General features: G+C 72.1%; 20 protein-coding genes. 4 read left to right on the top strand and 16 right to left on the bottom strand.

Features of this window, described 5'->3' with window-relative positions; translation table 11 throughout:
• Nucleotides 1–113: 113 nt before the first annotated feature.
• The 16 genes from ABD236_RS22130 to rsmH form a co-directional block, all read right to left on the bottom strand.
• A complete protein-coding gene (locus ABD236_RS22130; RefSeq protein WP_344075862.1) occupies nucleotides 114–1,310 on the bottom strand; it encodes a DivIVA domain-containing protein in 1,197 nt (398 codons plus the stop codon).
• A 55-nt stretch (nucleotides 1,311–1,365) separates the two neighbouring features.
• Nucleotides 1,366–1,656, bottom strand: a complete 291-nt coding sequence (locus ABD236_RS22125; protein ID WP_067158122.1) for a YggT family protein — start codon at nucleotides 1,654–1,656, stop codon at nucleotides 1,366–1,368.
• 70 nt (nucleotides 1,657–1,726) lie between these two features.
• Nucleotides 1,727–2,344, bottom strand: coding sequence for a cell division protein SepF (locus ABD236_RS22120; RefSeq protein ID WP_067158125.1), 618 nt, complete (start codon nucleotides 2,342–2,344; stop codon nucleotides 1,727–1,729).
• A 142-nt stretch (nucleotides 2,345–2,486) separates the two neighbouring features.
• The gene (locus ABD236_RS22115) at nucleotides 2,487–3,236 is read right to left on the bottom strand and encodes a YggS family pyridoxal phosphate-dependent enzyme (RefSeq protein ID WP_344075855.1); all 750 of its coding nucleotides are present in this window, start codon (nucleotides 3,234–3,236) and stop codon (nucleotides 2,487–2,489) included.
• The gene (gene pgeF, locus ABD236_RS22110) at nucleotides 3,233–4,000 is read right to left on the bottom strand and encodes a peptidoglycan editing factor PgeF (RefSeq protein ID WP_344075853.1); all 768 of its coding nucleotides are present in this window, start codon (nucleotides 3,998–4,000) and stop codon (nucleotides 3,233–3,235) included. The genes ABD236_RS22115 and pgeF overlap by 4 nt, the downstream gene beginning before the upstream one ends.
• 17 nt (nucleotides 4,001–4,017) lie before the next feature.
• Nucleotides 4,018–5,211, bottom strand: coding sequence for a cell division protein FtsZ (ftsZ, locus tag ABD236_RS22105; RefSeq protein ID WP_344075851.1), 1,194 nt, complete (start codon nucleotides 5,209–5,211; stop codon nucleotides 4,018–4,020).
• A gap of 276 nt (nucleotides 5,212–5,487) precedes the next feature.
• Nucleotides 5,488–6,297: a cell division protein FtsQ/DivIB gene (locus ABD236_RS22100; protein WP_344075849.1), complete on the bottom strand. Its 810-nt coding sequence runs from the start codon at nucleotides 6,295–6,297 to the stop codon at nucleotides 5,488–5,490.
• Between the two features lie 24 nt (nucleotides 6,298–6,321).
• Nucleotides 6,322–7,407 (bottom strand): undecaprenyldiphospho-muramoylpentapeptide beta-N-acetylglucosaminyltransferase, encoded by a 1,086-nt coding sequence (gene murG, locus ABD236_RS22095; RefSeq protein WP_344075847.1) that lies wholly within the window; start codon nucleotides 7,405–7,407, stop codon nucleotides 6,322–6,324.
• Nucleotides 7,408–7,413: 6 nt separating this feature from the next.
• Nucleotides 7,414–8,760 (bottom strand): putative lipid II flippase FtsW, encoded by a 1,347-nt coding sequence (ftsW, locus tag ABD236_RS22090; RefSeq protein WP_344075845.1) that lies wholly within the window; start codon nucleotides 8,758–8,760, stop codon nucleotides 7,414–7,416.
• 60 nt (nucleotides 8,761–8,820) lie between these two features.
• Nucleotides 8,821–10,251: a UDP-N-acetylmuramoyl-L-alanine--D-glutamate ligase gene (murD, locus tag ABD236_RS22085; protein WP_344075843.1), complete on the bottom strand. Its 1,431-nt coding sequence runs from the start codon at nucleotides 10,249–10,251 to the stop codon at nucleotides 8,821–8,823.
• Entirely contained in the window at nucleotides 10,233–11,303 is a 1,071-nt protein-coding gene (mraY, locus tag ABD236_RS22080) for a phospho-N-acetylmuramoyl-pentapeptide-transferase (RefSeq protein WP_344075841.1), read from the bottom strand. The genes murD and mraY overlap by 19 nt, the downstream gene beginning before the upstream one ends.
• Nucleotides 11,300–12,721 (bottom strand): UDP-N-acetylmuramoyl-tripeptide--D-alanyl-D-alanine ligase, encoded by a 1,422-nt coding sequence (locus tag ABD236_RS22075; RefSeq protein ID WP_344075839.1) that lies wholly within the window; start codon nucleotides 12,719–12,721, stop codon nucleotides 11,300–11,302. The genes mraY and ABD236_RS22075 overlap by 4 nt, the downstream gene beginning before the upstream one ends.
• On the bottom strand, nucleotides 12,718–14,403 hold the full coding sequence (locus ABD236_RS22070) for a UDP-N-acetylmuramoyl-L-alanyl-D-glutamate--2,6-diaminopimelate ligase (RefSeq protein WP_344075837.1): 1,686 nt from the start codon (nucleotides 14,401–14,403) through the stop codon (nucleotides 12,718–12,720). The genes ABD236_RS22075 and ABD236_RS22070 overlap by 4 nt, the downstream gene beginning before the upstream one ends.
• Before the next feature lie 14 nt (nucleotides 14,404–14,417).
• Nucleotides 14,418–16,349, bottom strand: coding sequence for a peptidoglycan D,D-transpeptidase FtsI family protein (locus tag ABD236_RS22065; protein ID WP_344075835.1), 1,932 nt, complete (start codon nucleotides 16,347–16,349; stop codon nucleotides 14,418–14,420).
• A 4-nt stretch (nucleotides 16,350–16,353) separates the two neighbouring features.
• A complete protein-coding gene (gene ftsL, locus ABD236_RS22060) occupies nucleotides 16,354–16,941 on the bottom strand; it encodes a cell division protein FtsL (protein ID WP_344075833.1) in 588 nt (195 codons plus the stop codon).
• The gene (gene rsmH, locus ABD236_RS22055; protein ID WP_344075831.1) at nucleotides 16,938–17,942 is read right to left on the bottom strand and encodes a 16S rRNA (cytosine(1402)-N(4))-methyltransferase RsmH; all 1,005 of its coding nucleotides are present in this window, start codon (nucleotides 17,940–17,942) and stop codon (nucleotides 16,938–16,940) included. The genes ftsL and rsmH overlap by 4 nt, the downstream gene beginning before the upstream one ends.
• 410 nt (nucleotides 17,943–18,352) lie before the next feature.
• Between rsmH and ABD236_RS22050 the strand changes: the two genes are divergently transcribed.
• The 4 genes from ABD236_RS22050 to ABD236_RS22035 all read left to right on the top strand — a co-directional run bounded on the left by ABD236_RS22050 (nucleotide 18,353) and on the right by ABD236_RS22035 (nucleotide 24,066).
• Nucleotides 18,353–18,916 carry a beta-class carbonic anhydrase gene (locus tag ABD236_RS22050; RefSeq protein ID WP_344075829.1) on the top strand — a complete coding sequence of 188 codons (564 nt, stop codon included), beginning with the start codon at nucleotides 18,353–18,355 and terminating at the stop codon, nucleotides 18,914–18,916.
• A gap of 334 nt (nucleotides 18,917–19,250) precedes the next feature.
• Complete coding sequence (locus ABD236_RS22045) at nucleotides 19,251–20,261, top strand: AAA family ATPase (RefSeq protein ID WP_344075827.1); 1,011 nt, start codon at nucleotides 19,251–19,253, stop codon at nucleotides 20,259–20,261.
• Nucleotides 20,261–21,670 (top strand): DUF58 domain-containing protein, encoded by a 1,410-nt coding sequence (locus ABD236_RS22040; RefSeq protein WP_344075825.1) that lies wholly within the window; start codon nucleotides 20,261–20,263, stop codon nucleotides 21,668–21,670. The genes ABD236_RS22045 and ABD236_RS22040 overlap by 1 nt, the downstream gene beginning before the upstream one ends.
• Nucleotides 21,667–24,066, top strand: a complete 2,400-nt coding sequence (locus tag ABD236_RS22035; protein ID WP_344075823.1) for a transglutaminase TgpA family protein — start codon at nucleotides 21,667–21,669, stop codon at nucleotides 24,064–24,066. The genes ABD236_RS22040 and ABD236_RS22035 overlap by 4 nt, the downstream gene beginning before the upstream one ends.
• Nucleotides 24,067–24,184: the final 118 nt, after the last annotated feature.

Here is a 24,184-nt window from a genome sequence, read left to right as displayed (position 1 = left end):
CGCGGACGAAGCACGGGGCCCGGGGGCGAAAAAGGGCCGGGCCCCCGGATCATCCGGGGGCCCGGCCCTTCAGCCTGCCGAAGGCTACGTGCGGGTCAGTACGACCCCGCCCGTCAGTTGTCGTCCTCGTCGATCAGAAAGCCCCGCATCGGAGAGGGAGCCTGCTGCATCGGCGACGGCCCCTGCGGCCGCACCGGAGCCATCGGCTGCGTCATCGCGGGCGACATCTGCTGCTGCCCGCCGTACGACGGCGCGCCGCCCATCGACGGCTGGCCACCCATCGTGTGCCCCATCGAGCCCGCACCGGCCGACGCCATCGACCCGCTCATCTGCGGGGCCGGCGGCAGCGACGCGGTGGCCGGGGTGCGCGGCGGAGCCAGCGAGTCGTCCGCCTGGGTCTCCAGCTGGCGCAGCTGCGACTCCAGGTAGGACTTCAGCCGCGTACGGTACTCGCGCTCGAAGCCGCGCAGGTCCTCGACCTTGCGCTCCAGCGTGGCGCGGGCGGACTCCAGCGAGCCCATCGCGACGCGGTGCTTCTCCTGCGCGTCCCGCTCCAGTGCGTCCGCCTTGGCGCGGGCGTCCCGCTCCAGGCCCTCGGCGCGCGACCGGGCCTCGCCGACGATCTTGTTGGCCTCGGAGCGGGCCTCGGCGATCGCCTGGTCGGCGGTCTGCTGGGCCAGCGAGAGGACACGCGCGGCGCTGTCGCCACCGGGGCCCTGGCCGGGCTGCGGCAGCTGCGGGCCGTGACCGCCCATGGGGCCGCCCATCGGCTGGCCCATGGGGCCCTGGCCGAGCTGGTTCTGGCCCATCGGACCCTGACCCATGGGGCCCTGGCCCATCGGACCCTGGCCCAGCTGGTTCTGGCCCATCGGACCCTGGCCGTGCTGGCCCATGGGGCCCTGGCCGAGCTGGTTCTGGCCCATGGGGCCCTGGCCGTGCTGGCCCTGCGGGCCGTGGCCACCGGGGCCGGCGGGCAGCTGCGGAGCGCCGCTCGGCAGTTGGGGCGGGCCGCCCATCTGCGGCTGCTGCTGCACCTGCGGAGGTCCGGATATGGCGGCGGGCACGGGGGCGCCCGGACCGCGCTGGTCCTGCGGCTCCGGCTTGCGCATACCCTGCTGCTGCTGGTTCTGCGCGGCGGCACGCGTCGCGGCGGCCAGCTTGGCGCGCAGGTCCTCGTTCTCGCGAAGCAGGCGGGTCAGTTCGGCTTCGACCTCGTCCAGGAAGGCATCGACCTCGTCCTCGTCATAGCCTTCTCGGAGCCGGACGGTCGTGAACTGCTTGTTCCGCACGTCCTCAGGGGTCAGCGGCATCTCTTCTTCACCTCTACGTAGTCGTCGGCAGTCGGCAGGACCGTGTCGCTCACATCTATCTCCCCACGCTGGTGACGATGGAGATCAGGATGTACACGATGATCATCAGAACGAAGAAGGACAGGTCGAGTGCCACGCCCCCGAGACGCAGCGGCGGAATGAACCGCCGCAGAAGCTTGAGCGGTGGATCGGTGACAGTGTAGGTGGCCTCAAGAACGACCACCATCGCCTTGCCGGGTTCCCATGAACGTGCGAACTGCAAGACGTAGTCCATGACGAGCCGGAAGATCAGCACGATGAGGAAGCACATCAGCGCGATGTAGACCACATCCAGTGCGACGCCCATCTCGCGCTTCCCTCTCCCCTTGCTCTCTGTGCCCCCGGCCCCGTGGCCGGATCGTTCCCGGTGTCGTGTCTCAGCTCTGGTTGAAGAAACCGCCCTCTGCGATACGGGCCTTGTCCTCCGCCGTGACATCGACGTTAGCAGGCGACAACAGGAACACCTTCTGCGTCACCCGTTCAATGCTGCCGTGCAAACCAAACACAAGTCCGGCGGCAAAGTCGACAAGTCGCTTCGCATCCGTGTCGTCCATCTCGGTGAGGTTCATGATCACCGGCGTGCCCTCGCGGAAGTGTTCCCCGATGGTACGGGCCTCGTTGTAGGTCCGCGGGTGCAGCGTGGTGATGCGGTAGGGCTCCCGCTCGGACACGACCTTGGGCATGATCACCGGTGCGTTCTTCTCCAGGCTCGGACGTTCAGGTGTGATGGATGCCACGGGGGCGATTCGCGCCGGACGCCCCGATTCCGCGGGCATCACGGCTGCATGGGACACCGGCTCACGGGGGGCTGGCGGCTGTACGGCTCGTACCGGTTCGTCCCGTTCGACCTGATGCGGGGGCTGATGCCGGCGGCGGTCCCGCTCGGGCTCCGGCTCGGGTTCGAACTCGTCATCGGGGTCGAACCCCGGGCCGTCGTACCCGTCGTCCTCCACGAGACCGAGGTAGACCGCCATCTTGCGCATCGCGCCGGCCATGCTCCGATTCCTCCGCTCTGTGGTGGATCGCCCTTGTCGCCAAATGTCGCTGTGTCACCAAGTGCCCACGATCCACTAGGTCTGCCCACTGAAGAGTGGGAATGACCATATTTTCTGCTGTGGTCCGACTTGCTTCGCGACGTTACCCGAGCCGGGGTCGGACTCCGAGTACCGCCGTACCGACGCGTACATGTGTCGCTCCGGCCGCTACAGCCTCTTCGAGGTCCGCACTCATCCCTGCTGACACCATGTTCGCAGCCGGATGAGCGCGGCGCAGGTCAGTCGACAAATCCATCAGCCGCTCGAATGCGGCCCGTTCGCGCCCCGCGTACTCACCCGCCAGCGGCGCCACGGTCATCAGACCGTCCAGCCGCAGACCGGGCGCGTCCGCCACAAGGCGGGCCAACTGCTCGATTCCGTCCGGGGCGACGCCGCCCCGGTCGCCCCGCGCACCCGACTCCGCGTCCAGCGCGACCTGGATGAGGCACCCCACCTCGCGCTCCGCCTTCACGGCGGCGGCGGAGAGCGCGGTGACCAGCCGGTCCCGGTCCACGGACTGCACCAGATCCGAGTAAGTCACCACAGAACGGACCTTGTTCGTCTGGAGCTGGCCCACGAAGTGCCAGCGCAGGTCCGTCAGATCCGCGCACTCGGCCGCCTTGGGCGCCGCGTCCTGGTCCCGGTTCTCGGCGACCTGACGCACCCCCAGCTCGTGGAGCAGCCGTACGTCGCTCGCCGGGTAGGTCTTGGTGACCACGATGAGCGTCACGTCGTCCCGCTTGCGCCCGGCGGCCGCGCAGGCAGCGGAGATACGTTCCTCCACCTGTGCCAGGTTCGCGGCGAGTTCCGCCTTGCGGCCACCCGGGTCCGCCGGGTCCGTCAGCTCCGTCATACCCCGCTCCCCTCTTCCTCGGCCCCGCCGGCTCCCGCCGGGTCGAGCCAGACGTATCCGGCGAGCCGGCCGGTGGTGCGGTCGCGGCGGTACGAGAAGTGGTCGCGCGACTCCAGCGTGCACACCCCCGACGTCTGCCGGTCCGTCACTCCGAGCGCCGCCAGCTGCGCGTGCACCCCGGCGGTCACATCGACCGCCGGCGTTCCCCAACTGGTCTCGGACCAGGCGGCCGGCTCGACCGCGGCGACCTCGTCCCGCATCGCCGCCGGGACCTCGTAGCACCTGCCGCAGACGGCGGGCCCGGTCCGGGCGCTGATCCGGGACGGCTCCGCCCCGAGCGCGACCATCGCCTTCACCACCGCGGGCACCACGCCCGCGACCATCCCGGGCCGCCCCGCGTGCGCGGCGGCCGCCACCCCGGCGACCGGGTCGGCGAGCAGTACGGGGGTGCAGTCGGCGGTCAGCACCGCGAGGGCGAGCCCGCGCCGGGCCGTCACCACCGCGTCCACCGCCGGAATGTCCTGGGTCCCCTCGGCGGCGGCCGCGCCCCACGGCCCGTCCACCACGGCCACGTCCGGCCCGTGCACCTGGTTCATCCAGACCACCAGGTCCGGGTCAAGCCCCAGCGCCTTCGCCGCGAGGCCCCGGTTGGCGAGCACCGCGGCGGGGTCGTCGCCGACCGCGCCGCCGAGGTTGAGCTCCTCGTACGGAGCGGCGCTCACCCCACCCCACCGGTCGGTGAAGGCGAAGTGCGCGCCGCTCACGAGGGAGTGCTGCCCTATCACTTCAAGAAGTCCGGGACATCCAGCTCTTCGGCCTGGCTGTCCTGGTACGGGCGGGCCGTCGGCACCTGCGCCGGGCCGGTCTCGCCGGCCGGGGCCGTCTCGACCGGGGCCGGGGCCGGGGTGTCCTCGCGCGGGGCCACGGTGCCGAGTCCGCCCAGCGGGCGCTCGGCGGCGCGGACCGGCGCGGGCTCCTCGCGCTTGCCGGCGGTGGAGCCGAGCACGGTGTCGCGGCGGGCGGGCGGCTGGCCGCCGTCGAATCCGGCGGCGATGACCGTGACCCGGACCTCGTCGCCCAGCGCGTCGTCGATGACCGCGCCGAAGATGATGTTGGCCTCGGGGTGGGCGGCCTCGCTGACCAGCTGCGCGGCCTCGTTGATCTCGAAGAGACCGAGGTCCGAGCCGCCGGAGATGGAGAGCAGCACACCGCGGGCGCCGTCGATGGACGCCTCCAGGAGCGGCGAGGAGATCGCCATCTCGGCGGCGGCCACCGCGCGGTCGTCGCCGCGCGCCGAGCCGATGCCCATGAGCGCCGAACCGGCCTCGGACATGACCGACTTGACGTCGGCGAAGTCAAGGTTGATCAGGCCCGGGGTGGTGATCAGGTCGGTGATGCCCTGGACGCCGGAGAGCAGCACCTGGTCGGCCGACTTGAACGCGTCGAGCACGCTGACCTGGCGGTCCGAGATGGACAGCAGCCGGTCGTTGGGGATGACGATGAGGGTGTCGACCTCTTCGCGGAGCTCGGCGATGCCGTCCTCCGCCTGGTTGGCGCGACGGCGTCCCTCGAAGGTGAACGGCCGGGTGACCACACCGATCGTGAGGGCGCCGAGCGAGCGCGCGATGTTGGCGACGACGGGTGCGCCGCCGGTGCCGGTGCCGCCGCCCTCGCCCGCGGTGACGAAGACCATGTCGGCCCCCTTGAGGACCTCCTCGATCTCCTCGCGGTGGTCCTCTGCCGCCTTGCGCCCGACTGCCGGGTTGGCTCCGGCCCCGAGGCCGCGGGTGAGTTCACGGCCGACGTCGAGCTTGACGTCGGCGTCGCTCATCAACAGAGCTTGTGCGTCGGTGTTGATCGCGATGAACTCGACGCCCTTGAGACCGACCTCGATCATTCGGTTGATGGCATTGACACCACCGCCGCCGACACCGATGACCTTGATGACTGCGAGGTAGTTCTGCGGTGCTGCCACGTCGAAGGCCTCTCGCCTCGAGTTACGGGTCGTCACGTGCGGGTGTCGCACGGCGACGACGAATGCCGATGTGGGACGGTCCGAACGCCGACCCGAACCCTAACGTTGAAGTTTAGGGTTACCAATGTGTCTGTTCACTGGACTCTTCCGAACAGGACACTAAGTCGACAAGTGGCGCACGTTCAACGAACACGCCGAACCTCCCGTTTTTCTTTTCACCCTATGTGATCACCCGTAGCGATGACCAACCAGGGTGCTGGCCAGCGCATATGTGCGTCAACTCCCCGATACCGCAGGGGCGGTGGGGGCGCTCACATCGAAGTACCGCGCCCTGGGCGCCGCTTTCATGAGGGCGACCAGCGTACGGGCTTTGAGCTCCCCCTCCTCGTCACTGCCCCACAGGACGGTACGCCCGCGGCTCAACTCCAGGGAGACCGCGTCGTAGGAGGTGACCCGGACGAGTCGGGTGTCCTTGGCGACCGCGGACGGGAGTTCGCCCGCCACCCGCACCGCCTCGCGCACCAGATCGTCGGCCGGAAAGCGGCGCAGAGAGGCCGAATTGCCGGAGGTGTCTGGATTCAGTTCGAGCAGCGGTACGTGCGCGGGCGCCTTGGCGACCGTGGCGAACCGCACACCCTTGGCGTCCACTTCGGTGAAGTTCGCGCCTTTTTTCATCAGCAGAACGGGCTTGCGCTCGGTGACGTCCAGGGCGATGCCGTGCGGCCAGGAGCGGCTGACCTCCACCGAGTCCAGCCGCGGCAGCTTGCGCAGCAGCCGTGCCTCGATGGCGTCCGTGTCCACCGAGACCAGCGGCGACCCGAGCGGAACGGCCGCCGCCGCCTCGACTTCGGCGGGGGTGAGCACCTCGGTGCCGCTGGTCTCCACCTCTTCGGCCCGCAGCCAGGTGGAGCCGTAGAGCACCCAGATCACGGCCGAGCCCACGACGACGGCCGTGGCCAGAATCAGCAGCAGCCGGCGCCGGGCGGGCAGCCGCGGATTCAGCCGTCGAAAGGGGCGGCGGGGGCCGGACGGGCCGGACTTCCTCGTCTGTCCCGCTCCGCGTCGAGCGGTCGCCTGTCCGGCCACGGTCCCCTGCCTTCTGCCGCTCCGTCAGCGCGCGGCGATCGCCTCGTACACCATGCCGACGAGCAGGTCGTCGGCGTCCCGGCGGCCGAACTCGGAGGCGGCACGGGACATCTCGTACAACCGGTGCGGGTCGGCGAGCACGGGCAGGACCTGGTCCTGCACCCACCCGGGGGTGAGCTCGGCGTCGTCGACCAGCAGACCTCCGCCCGCCTTCACCACCGGCTGGGCGTTGAGCCGCTGTTCGCCGTTGCCGATCGGCAGCGGGACATAGGCGGCGGGCAGCCCGACGGCGGAGAGCTCGGCGACGGTCATCGCACCCGCGCGGCAGAGCATCATGTCGGCCGCGGCGTACGCGAGATCCATCCGGTCCACGTACGGTACCGGGATGTACGGCGGCATTCCGGGCATGTTGTCGACGCGCGGCAGTTCGTTCTTCGGGCCGACCGCGTGCAGGATCTGGATGCCGGAGCGCTGGAGCACCGGGGCGACCTGCTGGATCACCTCGTTGAGGCGGCGGGCGCCCTGCGAGCCGCCGGAGACCAGCAGCGTCGGCAGGTTGGGGTCCAGGCCGAACGCGGCGCGCGCCTCGGGGCGGACCCGGGCGCGGTCGAGGGTGGCGATGGAGTGCCGCAGCGGGATGCCGATGTAGCGGGAGTTGCGGAGCTTGCTGTCGGGCGTGGCCACCGCGACCCCGGCCGCGTACCGCGAGCCGATCTTGTTGGCCAGCCCGGGCCGGGCGTTGGCCTCGTGGACCACGATCGGCACCCCGAGCCGCTTGGCGGCCAGATAGCCGGGCAGGGCGACATAGCCGCCGAAGCCGACGACGCAGTCCGCCTTGGTGCGCTCCAGGATCTGCTCGGCGGCCTTGATCGTGCCGCGCAGCCGCCCCGGGACCGTGATCAGTTCGGGGGTGGGCCGGCGGGGCAGCGGGACGGCCGGGATGAGCGCGAGTTCATAGCCCCGCTCGGGGACCAGCCGCGTCTCCAGGCCCTTCTCCGTGCCGAGGGCCGTGATCCCCACGGTCGGGTCCTGCCTGCGCAGGGCGTCCGCGAGGGCGAGCGCGGGCTCGATGTGGCCGGCGGTCCCCCCACCGGCGAGTACGACATGCACCGAAATTCACCGCTCTCCGGACGGACGCTTCTTGACGCGCCGTCTCATCGACTTCCAACTCACCCGAGGCTGCCGCATGGCCAGCGCCGCCCGCGCCGCGGGGTCGTCCCGCGCGAACGCGATCAGCAGCCCCACGGCGAACATGGTCGGCAGCAGGGCGGACCCACCGTAGGAGAACAGCGGGAGCGGGACCCCGGCGATCGGCAGCAGACCGAGCACCGCACCGATGTTGATCACGGCCTGGGCCACGATCCAGGTGGTCACACCTCCCGCGGCGTACCTCACGAAGGGGTCCTCCGTGCGTCCGGCCACGCGGATACCCGCATAGCCTAGAGCCGCGAACAGGGCGAGCACCGACAGTGTGCCCGCCAGGCCCAGTTCCTCACCGGTGATGGCAAAGATGAAGTCGGTGTGCGGTTCGGGGAGTTGACCCCATTTTTCCACACTCGCGCCCAGACCGGAACCGAACCATCCGCCCGAGGCGAGGGCGTAGATCCCGTGCACGGCCTGCCAGCACTGGTCCTGGGGACCGGGGTCGGTGGCCCCGATGCAGGCGAGCCGGCCCATCCGGTTGGGGCTGGTCTTGATGAGCAGCACCGCGATGGTCGTCGCCACCGCGAGGACGCCCCCGAAGAGCCGGGTGGGCGCCCCGGCGAGCCAGAGCAGTCCGAAGAGGATGGCGGAGAGGATGATCGCGGTGCCCATGTCACCGCCGAGCATGATCAGCCCGAGCAGCAGGAACGCCACCGGGACCAGCGGCACCAGCATGTGCTTCCACTGGGTGAGCAGCCGCTTGTCCTGTTTGCGGGCGAGCAGGTCCGCGCCCCACAGGATCAGCGCCAGCTTGCCGAACTCGCTGGGCTGGAGCTGGAACGGGCCGCCCAGATAGATCCAGTTCTGGTTGCCGTTGACCGACATCCCTATCCCCGGGATCTGCACCAGGACCATGAGGAAGACGGTGACGACCAGCATCGGGTACGACAGCGCCCGGTGCAGCCTGGCGGGCATCCGGGCGGCCGCGTACATCAGCGCCCCGCCGATCAGGGCGGCGAGGAACTGCTTGCGGAAGAAGTACGAGGCCGGCAGCGACAGCTCCAGGGCCTTGATCATCGAGGCCGAGTAGACCATCACCAGACCGAGCACGGTGATCAGCAGCGAGCTGCCCAGGATCAGGTAGTACGCGGTGAGCGGCCGGTCCCAGGCCCGCCTGGCCCGCTCCAGGAGCCGCCGGGGGCCCCCGCCGCCGAGCCGCGACGGGCTGCCGCCGCCACCGCGCCCGACCGCGGGGCGGCGCGGGAACGCGGCGGCCCGGCTGCGCAGGGCTGATCCGGGCGGGGTCGCTTCGGCCGGCATCTGTGCTGTCCCCTCCAGTCGTGCCCGGCGCCGCCGGTCCGCGGGACGGGTCCCGGCCGGCTAGGCGCGCTCGGCGGCGAGTTCGCGGACCGCTTCCGCGAAGGCCTCGCCGCGCTTGTTGTAGTTGGTGAACATGTCCATCGAGGCGCAGGCCGGGGCCAGCAGGACCGTGTCCCCGGGCTTCGCCAGCGCGGCCGCCTCGCGGACCGCCGCGGACATCGCCCCAGTGTCGGTCCGGTCGAGGTCGACCACCGGTACCTCGGGGGCGTGTCGCGCCAGCGCTTCGGCGATCAGGTGGCGCTCCGCGCCGATCAGGACGACCCCGCGCAGCCGCTTCGCCGACCTGGTCACCAGCTCGTCGAAGGACGCGCCCTTGGCGAGCCCGCCGGCGATCCAGACGATCGGGTCGTAGGCGGCCAGGGAGGCCTCGGCGGCGTGCGTGTTGGTCGCCTTGGAGTCGTCCACGTACGCGACCTCGTCGACGTCCGCGATGTGCGCGATCCGGTGGGCGTCCGGCGTGAACGCCCGCAGCCCGTCCCGTACGGCCTTGGGCTCCACGCCGAAGGCACGGGCCAGGGCGGCCGCCGCGAGGGCGTTGGCGATGTTGTGGGGGGCCGGCGGGTTGATGTCCCCCACCTCGGCCAGCTCCTGGGCGTTCTTCTGCCGGTTGGCGACGAAGGCGCGGTCGACCAGGATGCCGTCCACGACGCCGAGCTGGGAGGGGCCGGGGGTGCCGAGGGTGAAGCCGATCGCCCGGCAGCCCTCCTCGACGTCCGCCTCGCGCACCAGGTCCTCGGTGGCCGGGTCGGCCACGTTGTAGACGCAGGCGACCGTGTTGCCCTCGTAGATCCGGCCCTTGTCGGCGGCGTACGCCTCCATGGAGCCGTGCCAGTCGAGGTGGTCCGGGGCCAGGTTGAGGACGGCGGCCGAGTGGGCGCGCAGCGAGGGCGCCCAGTGCAGCTGGTAGCTGGAGAGCTCCACGGCGAGTACGTCGTAGGTCTCCTCGCCGAGCACCACGTCGACGATCGGCGTGCCGATGTTGCCGACGGCGGCGGTGCGCAGGCCCGCCGCGCGCAGGATCGACGCCAGCATCTGGGTGGTGGTGGTCTTGCCGTTGGTGCCGGTGACCGCGAGCCAGGGGGCCGCGTCGGGGCCCCTGAGCCGCCAGGCGATCTCCACGTCGCCCACCACGTCCACGCCCGCCTCGGCGGCGGCCGCGAACAGCGGGGAGTCGGGCTTCCAGCCGGGTGAGGTGACGACCAGGCCGGTCCCCTCGGGGAGCGTCTCCGCGTCCCCGAGGCGTACGGAGATACCTTCCTCCGCCAGTTCGGCCGCGCGCTCCCGGTGGGTACCGGAGTCGCCGCCGTCCACGACCGTCACCACGGCGCCGAGACCGGCCAGGGCGCGGGCGGCGCTGACGCCGCTCACCCCGAGGCCGGCGACGGTGATCCGCATGCCCTGCCAGCTCTGACTCACTTGTCGGCTGCCCATCCCGCGTAGAAGAGACCCAGACCCACGATGACGCACATGCCCTGGATGATCCAGAACCGCACCACCACAAGGACTTCGGACCACCCCTTGAGTTCGAAGTGGTGCTGGAGGGGGGCCATCCGGAAGACGCGCTTCCCGGTCATCTTGAACGAGCCGACCTGGATGACCACCGACATGGTGATCATCACGAACAGGCCGCCGAGCAGCGCGATGAGGAACTCGGTGCGCGAGCAGATCGCCAGACCCGCGAGCGCGCCGCCGAGCGCGAGCGAGCCGGTGTCGCCCATGAAGATCTTGGCGGGCGAGGTGTTCCACCACAGGAAGCCGAAGCAGGAGCCCATCAGGGCCGAGGCGACCACGGCGAGGTCCAGTGGGTCTCGCACCTCGAAGCAGGCGTTGGGGTTGGTCAGGGTCTGCGCGTTGGCGCAGGACTCCTGGAACTGCCACAGCCCGATGAAGGTGTAGGCGCCGAAGACCATCACCGACGCGCCGGTGGCCAGACCGTCCAGACCGTCCGTCAGGTTCACGCCGTTGGACATGGCCAGAATCATGAACAGCGCCCAGAGCACGAACAGCACGGGGCCGATGGACCAGCCGAAGTCCGTGATGAAGGAGAGCTTGGTGGAGGCGGGCGTCTGGTGCCGCTTGTCCTCGAACTGGAGGGACAGCACCGCGAAGGCGATGCCCACGATCAGCTGTCCGGCCATCTTCGCCTTGGCGCGCAGGCCCAGCGAGCGCTGCTTGACGATCTTGATGTAGTCGTCCAGGAAGCCGACCAGGCCCATGCCGGCGGTCAGGAAGAGCACCAGCAGACCCGAGAAGGTCGGGTCCTCGTTGGTGATCACCTTCGTCGCGGCGTACGCGATGAGCGTCGCCAGGATGAAGGCGATGCCGCCCATGGTGGGCGTGCCCTTCTTGCCGGCGTGGCCGCGCGGGCCGTCGTCGCGGATGAACTGGCCGTAGCCCTTGCGGGCGAGCAGCTTGATGAGCAACGGGGTGCCGACCAGGGTCAGGAAGAGACCGATGGCTCCCGCGAAGAGGATCTGCCTCATCGGGCGGCGACCTCGCCCTCGGCGCCACCGTCGAGCAGCGCGAGTGCCACCCGTTCCAGGCCGATCGACCGCGATGCCTTCACCAGCACGACGTCTCCCGGGCGCAGTTCACTGCGCAGCAGGTCGACGGCCGCCTGTGCGTCGGACACGTGCACCGACTCCTCACCCCACGAACCCTCGTTATATGCGCCCAGTTGCAGCCAGGACGCTTCCCGGTCCCCGACTGCCACGAGCTTGCTGACGTTGAGCCGGACGGCGAGCCGTCCGACCGCGTCGTGCTCGGCGAGCGATTCGTCGCCGAGCTCGGCCATCGGACCGAGCACCGCCCACGTACGTCCCCCCTTTGCCCGTGAGGCCTCGCCCATGGCCGCGAGCGCGCGCAGGGCGGCTCGCATGGACTCGGGGTTCGCGTTGTAGGCGTCGTTGACGACTGTCACACCGTCCGGACGCTCGGTGACCTCCATACGCCAGCGGGAGAGGGTGCCCGCCTCGGAGAGCGCGGGGGCGATCTCGTCTGCGGACATGCCCAGCTCATGGGCGACGGCGGCCGCGGCGAGCGCGTTCGACACGTGGTGCTCACCGTACAGGCGCAAGGTCACGTCGCTGCACCCGGAGGGTGTGTGAAGCCTGAAGGAAGGCTGTCCGGCCCCGGTGAGCCGGACATTCTCGGCACGTACGTCCGCGTCCTCGGCCTCGCCGAAGAGCAGGACGCGCGCCTTGGTGCGCGACGCCATGGTCCGTACGAGGGGGTCGTCCGCGTTGAGTACCGCGCAGCCGTCCGCCGGCAGCCCCTCCACCAGCTCGCCCTTGGCCTGGGCGATCTGCTCACGGCCGCCGAACTCGCCGATGTGGGCGGTGCCGACGTTGAGGACGAGTCCGATCCGCGGCGGGGTCAGACCGGTCAGATAGCGGATGTGGCCGATGCCGCGCGCCCCCATCTCCAGGACCAGATGGCGGGTCTCGGAGGTGGCGGTGAGCGCGGTGAGCGGCAGCCCGATCTCGTTGTTGAGCGAGCCCGGCGTGTAGACCGTGGGCGCGTGCCGCTGGAGCACCTGCGCGATCAGGTCCTTGGTGGAGGTCTTGCCGGACGAGCCGGTGAGCGCCACCACGTCGGTGCCCAGGCGGCGCACGACCTCGCGGGCCAGTGCGCCGAGCGCGCCCTGGACGTCGTCGACGACGACCGCGGGCACGCCCACGGGCCGGGTGGCCAGCACGGCCACCGCGCCCGCCTCGTACGCCACGCGCGCGTAGTCGTGGCCGTCGACGTGCTCGCCCGCGAAGGCGGCGAAGAGGGAACCGGGCGCCACCTGGCGGGAGTCGATGACGACGGATCCGGTGACCTGGGCCGACGGATCCGGTATGTCATGCGGCTGCCCGCCGACGATTGCGGCGATCTCGGCGAGGGAGAGGGCGATCACTGCTTCATCCCTGACTGTTCTTGGCGGTGTTCGATCGCGGCCCGCAGGACCACACGGTCGTCGAAGGGGCGGATCACCCCATGGGTGTCCTGGCCCTGCTCATGGCCCTTGCCCGCGACCAGGACGGTGTCGCCCGGCTCGGCGCGGGCCACGGCCGCCGCGATGGCGGCGGCCCGGTCGGCGTCGACCAGGACGTCCCCGCGCTCGTGCGCGGGCACCTCGGCGGCGCCCGCGAGCATCGCGGCGAGGATCCCCAGCGGGTCCTCGGAGCGGGGGTTGTCCGAGGTCAGTACGGCGGTGTCGGCGAGCCGGGCGGCGGCGGCGCCCATCGGCGCCCGCTTGGTCCGGTCGCGGTCCCCGCCGCAGCCGAGGACGATGTGCACCTTGCCCCGGGTGACCTTGCGCAGCGAGCGCAGAACCGATTCGACGGCGTCCGTCTTGTGCGCGTAGTCGACCACCGCGAGGAACGGCTGGCCCGCGTCCACCCGCTCCAGGCGGCCGGGCACACCGGGGACGGCGGCCACGCCGTCGGCGGCGGTCTGCGGGTCGACGCCCGCGACGGCCAGCGTGACGATCGCGGCGAGGGTGTTGGCGACGTTGAAGGGGCCCGGCAGCGGGGCGGTGGCCGAGATCCGCTCGCCCTTGGGGCCGACGACGGTGAAGGTCGAACTGTCCTGCCGTACGTCCACGTCCTCGGCGCGCCAGTCGGCGTCCGGGTGGCCCTCGGCCGAGAAGGTGGTGACGGGGATCTCCGACTCGACCACCAGGCGGCGGCCGTACTCGTCGTCGAAGTTCACCACGCCCAGCCGCGCGCGCCGCCGCGTGAACAGCTGCGCCTTGGCCTGGAAGTAGTCCTCCATGTCGGAGTGGAACTCCATGTGCTCCGGGCTGAGGTTGTTGAAGACGGCGACGTCGAAGACGCAGCCGTCCACCCGGCCCAGCACCAGGGCGTGGCTGGAGACCTCCATGGCGACCGACTCGACCCCGCGCTCGCGCATCACCGCGAACAGGGCCTGGAGGTCGGTGGCTTCGGGGGTGGTGCGCTCGGACTTGATGCGCTCGTCGCCGATGCGCATCTCGACCGTGCCGATCAGGCCGGTGCGGTGCCCGGCGCCGCGCAGCCCGCCCTCGACGAGGTACGCGGTGGTGGTCTTCCCGGAGGTCCCGGTGATGCCCAGCTGGAGCAGGTCGCGGCCGGGGTAACCGTAGATCTCGGCGGCCAGCTCGCCCATGGCGCCGCGCGGGTCCTCGGTGACCAGGACCGGCAGGCCGGTCGCGGCGGCGCGCTCGGCGCCCGCTGGGTCGGTGAGGACGGCCGCCGCGCCCAGGCCCGCGGCCTGGGCGGCGAAGTCGGCGCCGTGGAAGCGGGCGCCGGGCAGAGCCGCGTAGAGGTCGCCGGGACGGACCGCGCGGGAGTCGTGGGTGATGCCGGTGACCTCTCCCGACCCCGGGGTCTCGGCACCCAGCCGGTCGGCCAGTTCGCCCAGGGATGTCGGGCGGGGCCGGTCCGGCCGGGGCGCCCCCGGCTGGTGCGCGGGCGCGTCCTGCGGGGTGGTTCGGTACTGATCAGCGTGTGGCACGGCGGTGAGCGTACCGGGCGCACCCGCCGGGTCGCCAAAAGAGGGGGGCGGGGCGTGGTGGTCGCGGTTCTGGTTCCCGGGGCCGGGGGTGATGGTTGTCACTGATGGTTCCGGATTCAGTCGTTGCCGCCGAAGGAGACGGGCAGATGGGGCGGCTGGGTGCCGGTCGGCGGGATCTGAAGGGTCTTGAGCGCGAACTCCATCACCTGCTTGTAGATCGGGCCGCAGATCTGACCGCCGAAGTAGCTGCCCTTGGTCGGGTTCTGGATGGCGCAGTAGACGGTGACGGCCGGCTTGTCCGCAGGGGCGAAGCCGGCGAAGGACGCGGTGTAGCCGTGGTAGCGGCCGGTCTTGGGGTCGACCCGGTTGGCGGTGCCGGTCTTGCCCGCGACCCGGTACCCGGGGATGCGGGCCTTCACTCCGGTTCCCTCCTCGTCGCCGACGACCGACTCCAGCATCTGGGCCACGGTCCTGGCGGTCTTCTCGCTGACCACCCGGGACTGCTTCGGTGCGGGGGCCGGGGCGAACCGGCCGTCGGGGCCCCTGGTGCCCCGTACGAGCGTCGGCTCGATCCGTACCCCGCCGTTGGCGATCGTCGAGTACACCGAGGCCGCCTGCATGGCGCTGAGCGAGAGGCCCTGACCGAAGCGGACCGTGTACTGCTGGGAGGTGGACCACTTCTGCGGCGGGGCCAGGATGCCGGGGGTCTCGCCGGGGTAGCCGAGGCCGGTCGGCGCGCCGAGGCCGAACTTGCGCAGATACGAGTAGAGGACCCGGTCCGCCTCGGCGTCGGTCTTGCCGAGCTGCTCCACGGCCAGGATGGTGCCGATGTTGCTGGACTTGGCGAGGACGCCGTTGAGCGTGAGGTTCCAGGTCGCGTGGTCGATGTCGTCCTTGAAGAGCCGGTCGCCGCGTTGCAGCCGGTTGGGCACGGTGACATGGGTCAGCGGGGTCGCCGCGTTCTCCTCCAGGACCGCGGCCATGGACATGACCTTGGCGGTGGAGCCGGGCTCGTACACGTCCTGGACGGCCGCGTTGCCCAGCGCCGCCGCGTTGGCGTGCGAGATGTCGTTGGGGTCGAAGCCGGGGGCGTTGGCCATGGCGAGGACCTCGCCGGTGTCGGTGCGCTGGACCACCACATAGCCCCGGTCGGCCCGGGACTTGCGGACCTGGTCGGTGATGGCCTTCTGGGCCATCCACTGGATGTCCCGGTCCACGGTCAGCTCGACGCCCGAGCCGGGCACCGCCGGGGTCTCGCGGGTGCCCGCGGTGGGCACCCGGCGGCCGCCCGACTGAGCATAGGTGATCTTGCCGTCCTGGCCCGCCAGGACCTTGTCGAGCTGGGACTCCAGGCCCCCGCCGCCACGGCCCTCGGCGTTGACGTACCCCAGTATCCCGGCGGCCAGATCGCCGTTGGGGTAGACCCGCTTGCTGCTGGACTCGTTGAAGACGCCGCCGAGCACATTGGCGCCGCGGCCGCCCTTGGCCAGGTCGGCGCGGGCCTTCTCGGCGAAGACCTTCTTGAGGTCCTTGATCTGGTTCCACACCTGCGGGGTCTGCCGACGGGCCAGCACCACATAGCGGCTCTTCGGCGTCTTCAGCTTCTTGGCGATCTCCGCCTGGTCCTTGCCGATCAGCGGCGACAGCAGCGCCGCGGCCTGCTCGGGGGCGTCCTCGGCCTTGCTGGTGGCCGGGGTGAACATCGACGGGTCGGCGGTGATGTCGTACGCGTCGACGCTGGTGGCGAGCGCGATGCCGTCCCGGTCGGTGATCTCGCCGCGCTCGGCGGGCAGCGCATAGCTGGCGTACCGGTTCTTCTCCGCCTTGGCGGAGTACGCGCTGGCGTCCACCGCCTGCACCTGGAGCAGCCGCACCACGAACGCGATCATGACGAGGGTGAGCCCCAGGCTGACGAGCCGCAACCGGGGCCGGGGGCTGCCGAGCCTTATCCGGGCGGGGGGCTTGGGGCGGCGCTGCGCCGGGCGGGCCTGCGGGCGCGGCCGCGCGGGTCCTGGCACCCGGCGGCGCGGCGGTTCCTGGGGGCTCACTGCGTCACCTGCCGGGGGTCGGGGAGGTCTTCGCGGGGGCGGGCGCCGGGGGTGCGGCGGGAGTGGCGGAGGTCTGCGCGGGCGCGGGGGTGCCGGCCGGCCGGGCGCCGGCGGCCGGGGCCTGCTGGGCGTCGGGGGCCGGGGAGGCCGTGGTCTCGGGGGCCGGGGCGGTCACGGCCGCGCCCTGGAGCAGCTCGGGGCTGGGCGCCGGGCCCGGCTGGGCGGCGCCCGCGCCGGGCACGCCCCTGACCGTGCCGTCCGGGTTGAGGAAGAGCGGGCTGCCGCCGGGGACCATGCCGAGCTCGGTGGCCCGGCGGGAGAGCGCGTCCGGGGCGGAGAGGCCGTCCACGTCGTGCTGGAGGGCCTGCTGCTCGTCGGTGAGCTCGGTGGTCTCGCGGCGCAGCTCGCTCAGCTTGAACGAGCCCTCGTTCAGGGCCGAGTTCAGCAGCAGCAGGCTGATCAGACCGCCGCCGAGGAGCACGACGACCAGCAGCACGAAGGGCGTGCGGGCGGCGCCGCGCGCGCCCGCGGGGGGCAGCAGCCTGCCGAGCCGGACGGCTCGCCCCCGCGGCTGCCTGGCCGGTCCGCTCACCGCAGGTCCTCCCGGATCCGCTGGGCCCCGCGGAACCTGGCGGGGGCCGCCCGCCGGTTCTCGGCGACCTCCTCCTCCGTGGGCAGTTCGGCGCCGCGGGTCAGGAGCTTGAGGCGCGGCTGGTACTCCTCGGGCACCACCGGCAGACCCGGCGGCGCGGTGGTGGCGGCGCCGGCCGCGAAGACCTGCTTGACCAGGCGGTCCTCCAGCGAGTGGTACGACAGGACGGCGATCCGGCCGCCCACGTCCAGGGCCGCCACGGCGGCCGGGACGGCCCGCTCCAGGACCGAGAGCTCGCCGTTGACCTCGATGCGCAGGGCCTGGAAGGTGCGCTTGGCGGGGTTGCCGCCGGTGCGCTTGGCGGCCTGCGGCAGCGCGTCGCGGATCAGCTCGACCAGGCGCGCGCTGTTGCTGAACGGCTCCTTGTCGCGCTCGCGGACGATGGCCGAGACGATCCGCTTGGCCTGCTTCTCCTCGCCGTACTGCCGCAGGATCCGCACCAGCTCGCCCGGCGGGTAGCTGTTGAGCACCTCGGCGGCGCTCATACCGGTGGTCTGGTCCATCCGCATGTCGAGCGGGGCGTCCTGGGCGTAGGCGAAGCCGCGGTCGGCCTCGTCGAGCTGCATCGAGGAGACGCCGAGGTCGAAGAGGACGCCCTGGACGCGCGGGACGCCGAGCCGGTCCAGGACCTCGGGGAGCTCGTCGTAGACCGCGTGGACCAGCGTCGCGCGCTCCCCGAAGGGCGCCAGGCGCTCGCCGGAGAGCCGCAGGGCCTCCTTGTCCCGGTCCAGGGCGATCAGCCTGACCTCGGGGAACCGCGTGAGCAGGGCCTCGCTGTGTCCGCCGAGGCCCAGGGTGCAGTCGACGACGACCGCCCCGGGCTGCGTCAGGGCCGGGGCCAGCAGGTCGAGGCACCGCTGGAGCATCACCGGGACGTGCCGGGTCCGCTCCTCCTGTCGCCCGCCGTCGCCCTCGCTGGGAAGCGCTTCGCGCCCTGTCACTTTGGCCCTCTCAGGTCCGGCGGGCACCGGGCGCGTACGGCCGGGTCCCCACCCGCTCGGAAGGTCTGCCGGCGCCGGGGAAGTGGCGTCAGCCGACCGGCGAGCGGGGGGAGGCCGAGCCGTACGCGCGCCGCGCACGCGGGGGGAAACTGTGCAACTGCTCTGTACTGCGGATACGGATTCTGTCCCCGCAAGCGGGCCGGAGCGTGTCACCCCTCCCACTTCGCGTCACTTTAGTCCACCGGTCCTTTCGGTCAATCAACGGCCCAGCGCGTCGCAGAGGTGCGCTTTTCACCCGCACGGGTGACCGATTACCACGCTTGTGGGTTACCTCACAACCGACCGAGTTGACGGGATTTTTCCGTCCCCAGCACAGGACCGAACGATCTACGGCGACTACCGTCGTAGACATGTCGACTCCTGCGCACCTCCCCGCAGAGCACCCCGTCCGCCCTCACCTCGCGGTCCGTGACGGGGGAACCGTCACGGACCGGCTGGTGGAAGCGAACCGCCGGTACGCCGACGCGTTCGGCGACCCCGGCATGGACGCCCGGCCGGTCCTGCGGGTCGCCGTGGTGGCCTGCATGGACGCCCGTATCGACCTGCACGCGGCCCTCGGCCTGGAGCTCGGTGACTGCCACACCATCCGCAACGCGGGCGGCGTGGTCACCGACGACGTCATACGCTCGCTGACCATCAGCCAGCGGGCGCTCGGCACCCGCAGCGTCATGCTCGTCCACCACACCGGCTGCGGCATGGAGACGCTCACCGAGGACTTCCGCCACGAGCTGGAGAACGAGGTCGGCCAGCGCCCCGCCTGGGCGGTGGAGTCCTTCCGCGACGCCGACCAGGACGTACGCCAGTCGATGCAGCGGGTGCGCACCTCGCCGTTCCTGCCGCACGTCGACGACGTGCGCGGATTCGTCTTCGACGTCACCACGGGGCTGCTGCGCGAGATAGACCCGGCGGCGTAGCCCGGGCGATCCGGATCCGCCGTGGTCCGCTCTTCCCCGCGATCCCGTGATTCGGACTCGATTGCGCGTCGCTTCGGGATCTCTTCGGAGTCTCTTGGGGCGTCCTTCGGGGACAAAAACACGGCAACCCCCGACATATCCCCTCCAGTTATCCACAGGCGAGTGACACGACGCGGCGACGGCAACAAGAATGCGGGTGTGGCATCCGTCCGAACGCCTCGGTCGCGGTGTCCGTATTTCGAGGTGGGCCGTGTCGTCTTCCAGTGCGCCGGCCCGCAGGCAACTGGGGTAACCCCTCGCTCCACGAGCGCGGGGAAGGGCCGAGGAGGGCCGGGTGACGACCTATGACGAGCGAGCGAGCCTCACAGATCTGACCGCCACTGCGGAGCGCGTCCGCAGGTCGGTGGAGGGTGTGATCGAGGGCAAGCCCGAGGTCGTACGGCTCTCGCTGACCGTACTGCTCGCCGAGGGGCACCTCCTGATCGAGGACGTCCCGGGCGTGGGCAAGACCATGCTGGCCAAGGCGCTGGCCAAGTCCATCGACTGCTCGGTGAGACGTATCCAGTTCACGCCCGACCTGCTGCCCTCGGACATCACCGGTGTGTCGATCTACGACCAGCAGCGGCGGGACTTCGAGTTCAAGCCGGGCGCCATCTTCGCGCAGATCGTGATCGGCGACGAGATCAACCGCGCCTCGCCCAAGACCCAGTCGGCGCTCCTGGAGTCGATGGAGGAGCGCCAGGTCACCATCGACGGCCAGACCTACGAACTGCCCAGCCCCTTCATGGTGGTGGCCACCCAGAACCCGGTGGAGATGGAGGGCACCTACCCGCTGCCCGAGGCCCAGCGCGACCGCTTCATGGCCCGCGTCTCGATCGGCTATCCGTCGGCCGAGGCCGAGCTCCAGATGCTCGACGTGCACGGCGCGGTCTCGCCGCTGGACGACCTCCAGCCGGTGGCCCACGCGCACGACATCGTCAAGCTCGTCGACGCGGTCCGCAAGGTCCACGTGGCCGACGCGGTGCGCAGGTACGCGGTGCAACTGGTCGGTGCCACCCGCACCCACCCCGACCTCAGACTCGGCGCCTCACCGCGCGCCACGCTCCATCTGCTGCGCGCGGCCAAGGCCTCCGCGGCCCTGAGCGGGCGGGAGTACGCACTGCCGGACGACGTCCAGGCGCTCGCCGTCGCGGTCCTCGCGCACCGGCTGCTGCCCACCGCCCAGGCCCAGTTGAACCGCCGCACCGCCGAGCAGGTCGTCCTGGAGATCCTCCAGCACACCCCCGTGCCGCAGGCCGGCGGCCCGCTCTACGGCCAGCAGCAGCCCGGCGACCGGCGGCTGTGATGGCGGCCGGGGAACCCCCGGCGGGGGCGGTACCGCAGAGCGACGAGAAGGGCGGGGCCCGGGCGGCCCTGTCCGGGCTGACCACCCGCGGGCGGTCGTTCCTGGCCGCCGGGATCGCCGCCGCGGTCTGCGCGTATGTGCTGGGCCAGGAGGACCTGCTGCGGGTCGGGCTGCTGCTCGCCGTGCTGCCCCTGGTCTGCACGGCCGTGCTGTACCGCACCCGCTACCGCGTCGCGGGCAGCCGGCGCCTGTCCCCCGCGCGCGTGCCCGCGGGCTCCGAGGCCCGGGTGCACCTGCGCGTCGACAACGTCTCCCGGCTGCCCACCGGGCTGCTCATGCTCCAGGACCGGGTGCCGTACGTGCTGGGCCCGCGGCCCCGTTTCGTCCTTGACCGGGTGGAGGCGGGCGGCAAGCGCGAGGTGTCCTACCGGGTCCGCTCCGACCTGCGCGGGCGCTATCCGCTCGGCCCGCTCCAGCTGCGCCTCACCGACCCGTTCGGGATGTGCGAGCTCACGCGCGCGTTCAGCGCCTACGACACCCTCACGGTGATACCGCGCACCGAACCGCTGCCCCCCGTGAGGCTCTCCGGCGAGGCCGCCGGGTACGGCGACGGCCGCCACCGCTCGCTGGCACTTGCGGGCGAGGACGACGTGATCCCGCGCCTGTACCGGCACGGCGACGACCTGCGCCGGGTGCACTGGCGCTCCACCGCGCGCTACGGCGAGCTGATGGTGCGCCGCGAGGAGCAGCCGCAGCGGGCCAGGTGCACGGTGCTCCTGGACACCCGTGACCTCGCGTATGCGGGCGCGGGCCCCGACTCGGCCTTCGAGTGGGCCGTCTCGGGCGCGGCCTCGGCGCTGGTGCACATGCTGGAGCGCGGCTATTCGGTACGGCTGCTGACCGACACCGGGAGCTCGGTGCCGGGCGAGGGGGCCGGCGGCTTCGCCGGATCCACCCAGGACTCCTCGGAGTCGGCGGGCCTGATGATGGACACCCTCGCGGTCGTGGACCACTCCGACGGCGGCGGCCTCTCGCGCGCGTACGACGTGCTGCGCGGCGGGAACGAAGGGCTGCTCGTCGCCTTCTTCGGCGACCTCGACGAGGAGCAGGCCGCGGTCGCGGCGAAGATGCGGCGGCGCAGCGGCGCGGCGGTCGCCTTCGTGCTGGACAGCGATGTGTGGACGCACGGCTCACCGGCGCCCGGAGGCCACAGTGCGGCGGCCGAGCGGTCGCTGCGGCTGCTGCGCGAGGCCGGGTGGACGGCACTGTCCGTACCGCCAGGCGCGCCTCTCGCGGCGCTGTGGCGGCAGGCGGGTCAGGAACAGACGGGCACGGGGGCCGCTTCGGGCGGCGCGCCGTGGACGACGGGAACAGCGGGGATACCGGGAATGTCAGGGGCGTGGTCATGAGCGGGCGCGGACGGCTGGCGCTGTGCGCCTTCGCCGCCACGGTGATGGCGTCGTGCTCGCTGCTGCCGCTGGTCAGCCGGGCGACCTGGATCGTGCAGGCCGCGTTCCTGCTCGCCCTCCAGGCGGGGGTGGGCGCGCTCGCCCGCCGGGTGCCGCTGGCGCGGCCGCTCACCGTGCTGGTGCAGGCGGCGGTGACGCTGGTGCTGCTGACCCTGGTGTTCGCCCGGGAGCAGGCGCTGCTCGGGCTGCTGCCGGGTCCGGAGGCCTTCGAGCACCTCTCCCAGCTGCTCCAGCAGGGCGCCGACGACGTCAGCCGGTACACGATCCCGGCGCCCGCCACCGACGGCATCCGGCTGATGGTCGTCGGCGGCACGCTGACGATCGGGCTGGCGGTGGACGCGCTCGCGGTGACCTTCCGCAGCGCCGCCCCGGCCGGGCTGCCGCTGCTCGCGCTGTACTCGGTGGCCGCGGGGCTCTCCGACGGAGGGGCGAGCTGGCTGTGGTTCCTGCTGGCGGCCGCCGGCTATCTGCTGCTCCTGCTCGCCGAGGGCCGTGACCGGCTCGCCCAGTGGGGGCGGATGTTCGGCGGGGCGGCCCGGTCCGACCGGCCGCAGTCCCCGTTCGAGTCGGACAGCGGCCCGCTCGCGCCGGTGCGCACCGGCCGCCGGATCGGGGCGCTCGCCCTCGGCATCGCCCTGGTGATCCCGGCCGCGCTGCCCGCCATGGGCACCGGGCTGCTCGGCGGCGCGGGCGGCGGCAGCGGGGAGGGCGGCTCGGGCGGCACGATCTCCGCGGTCAACCCGCTGGTCTCGCTCCAGAACAGCCTCAACCAGCCCGAGGACCGCGAGGTCCTGCGCTACCGCACCAACGCGCAGGACACCCAGGACCTGTATCTGCGGATCGTCGCCCTCGACCAGTTCGACGGGGCGTCCTGGAAGTCGTCCGAGCGCAAGATCAAGGACGTGCCGGACGTGCTGCCGCAGCCCGAGGGGCTGAGCCCGGCGGTCGGCACCGCCGAGATCCGCACGAGCGTCTCGGCGGCCGGCTGGTACAACCAGAACTGGCTGCCGATGCCCTACCCGGCGACCAAGGTGGACATCGACGGGCACTGGCGCTTCGAGCCGGTCGGCCGGACCCTGGTCGGCGACCGGGGCCAGACCACCGAGGGCGTCCAGTACCAGGTCAGCAGCCTCCAGGTGCGGCCGACGGCGGATCAGCTGGCCGCCGCGCAGCCCCCGTCCCCGGCCCTGTTGCAGGAGTACACGAAGGTGCCGCAGACCCTGCCGCGCATCGTGAACACGACGGCCCGCAAGGTCACCAAGGGGGCGACGACCGACTACCAGCGGGCCGTGATGCTCCAGGACTGGTTCGCGGTCAAGGGCGGCTTCACGTACGACACCCAGGTGGAGTCCGGCAGCGGTACGGAGGCGATCGCCCGCTTCCTCAAGGACAAGCAGGGCTTCTGCGTCCACTTCTCCTTCACGATGGCCGCGATGGCCCGGACCCTGCGCATACCGGCGCGGGTGGCGGTGGGCTTCACCCCCGGTGAGCCGCGCTCGGACGGGACGATGTCGGTGGGGCTGCGGGACGCGCACGCGTGGCCCGAGCTGTACTTCGAGGGCGTGGGCTGGACCCGGTTCGAGCCGACCCCCTCGCGCGGCTCCGCCCCGGACTACACCCGGCCGACCACCCCGTCGGGCTCGCCCAGCAACCCGGTGCGGCCGTCCGACGGCCCCTCGACGCGGCCCTCCGCGGCGCCGACCCCGTCGTCCTCCTGCCCGGCGCAGCTGCGCAAGCAGAACGAGTGCGGCGAGGTGGCCCCGGCGGCCCCGCTGGGCGGCGACGACGACGGGACGCCGCTGGGCACGGTCGCCGCGGTCGCCCTGGGTGCGCTGGCCCTGCTGGCGCTGCCGCTGCTGCCCTGGCTCTGGCGGGTACGGGTCCGGTCCCGGCGGCTCGCCCGGGCCGCCCACCCGGACGCGGACCCGGTCACCGGGACCCTGACGGTGTGGCGCGAGGTCATCGACACGGCCTGGGACCACGGCATCGCCCCCGACGACTCGCTCACCCCGCGCAAGGCGGCGGCCCGCATGGTGCGGCTCGGCCGGCTGGACGCCGTGGCGGCGGAGTCGGTGCACCGGGTGGCGAGCGCGGTGGAACAGGTCCTGTACGCCCCGTCTCCGCAGCCCCCCACGGCCCTGACGGAGGCCGCCCAGGAAATCCGCACGGGCCTGCGCGCCTCCCTCACCACCTGGCCGCGCCTACGGGCCGCGCTGGCCCCGCGCTCGGCCGTGCGGGTGGCGTGGGCGGCGTCGGCGAAGTGGGAGAGGACGAGCTCGCGCGCGGCGACGCGCTTGAGGGGGCTGGTACGGAGGCCGACACGGGGGTCGGCGTAGGCCGGGCAGGCCTGTCCGCGACGTGAACGCGCACCTGCCCGCGAGGTGGGAACGAGCGGGGGGCGCACCCGCCCAGCGAGGGGGCGAGCAGTTCAGCCCGTCCGGCGCTTGAGGACGA

The sequence above is a fragment of the Streptomyces crystallinus genome, from assembly GCF_039521265.1.
Classification (GTDB): Bacteria; Actinomycetota; Actinomycetes; order Streptomycetales; family Streptomycetaceae; genus Streptomyces; species Streptomyces crystallinus.
This window is presented reverse-complemented; position numbering and strand designations above follow the sequence as displayed.

What these genes read in the sequence shown, in the direction of transcription:
- ftsW (WP_344075845.1), bottom strand. Translation starts at nt 8,760, where the DNA reads ATGCCGGCCGAAGCGACCCCGCCCGGATCAGCCCTGCGCAGCCGGGCC.
- ABD236_RS22120 (WP_067158125.1), bottom strand. Translation starts at nt 2,344, where the DNA reads ATGGCCGGCGCGATGCGCAAGATGGCGGTCTACCTCGGTCTCGTGGAG.
- murD (WP_344075843.1), bottom strand. Translation starts at nt 10,251, where the DNA reads ATGGGCAGCCGACAAGTGAGTCAGAGCTGGCAGGGCATGCGGATCACC.
- mraY (WP_344075841.1), bottom strand. Translation starts at nt 11,303, where the DNA reads ATGAGGCAGATCCTCTTCGCGGGAGCCATCGGTCTCTTCCTGACCCTG.
- ABD236_RS22130 (WP_344075862.1), bottom strand. Translation starts at nt 1,310, where the DNA reads ATGCCGCTGACCCCTGAGGACGTGCGGAACAAGCAGTTCACGACCGTC.
- ABD236_RS22050 (WP_344075829.1), top strand. Translation starts at nt 18,353, where the DNA reads ATGTCGACTCCTGCGCACCTCCCCGCAGAGCACCCCGTCCGCCCTCAC.
- ABD236_RS22035 (WP_344075823.1), top strand. Translation starts at nt 21,667, where the DNA reads ATGAGCGGGCGCGGACGGCTGGCGCTGTGCGCCTTCGCCGCCACGGTG.
- ABD236_RS22115 (WP_344075855.1), bottom strand. Translation starts at nt 3,236, where the DNA reads ATGACGGAGCTGACGGACCCGGCGGACCCGGGTGGCCGCAAGGCGGAA.
- ABD236_RS22125 (WP_067158122.1), bottom strand. Translation starts at nt 1,656, where the DNA reads ATGGGCGTCGCACTGGATGTGGTCTACATCGCGCTGATGTGCTTCCTC.
- ABD236_RS22040 (WP_344075825.1), top strand. Translation starts at nt 20,261, where the DNA reads ATGGCGGCCGGGGAACCCCCGGCGGGGGCGGTACCGCAGAGCGACGAG.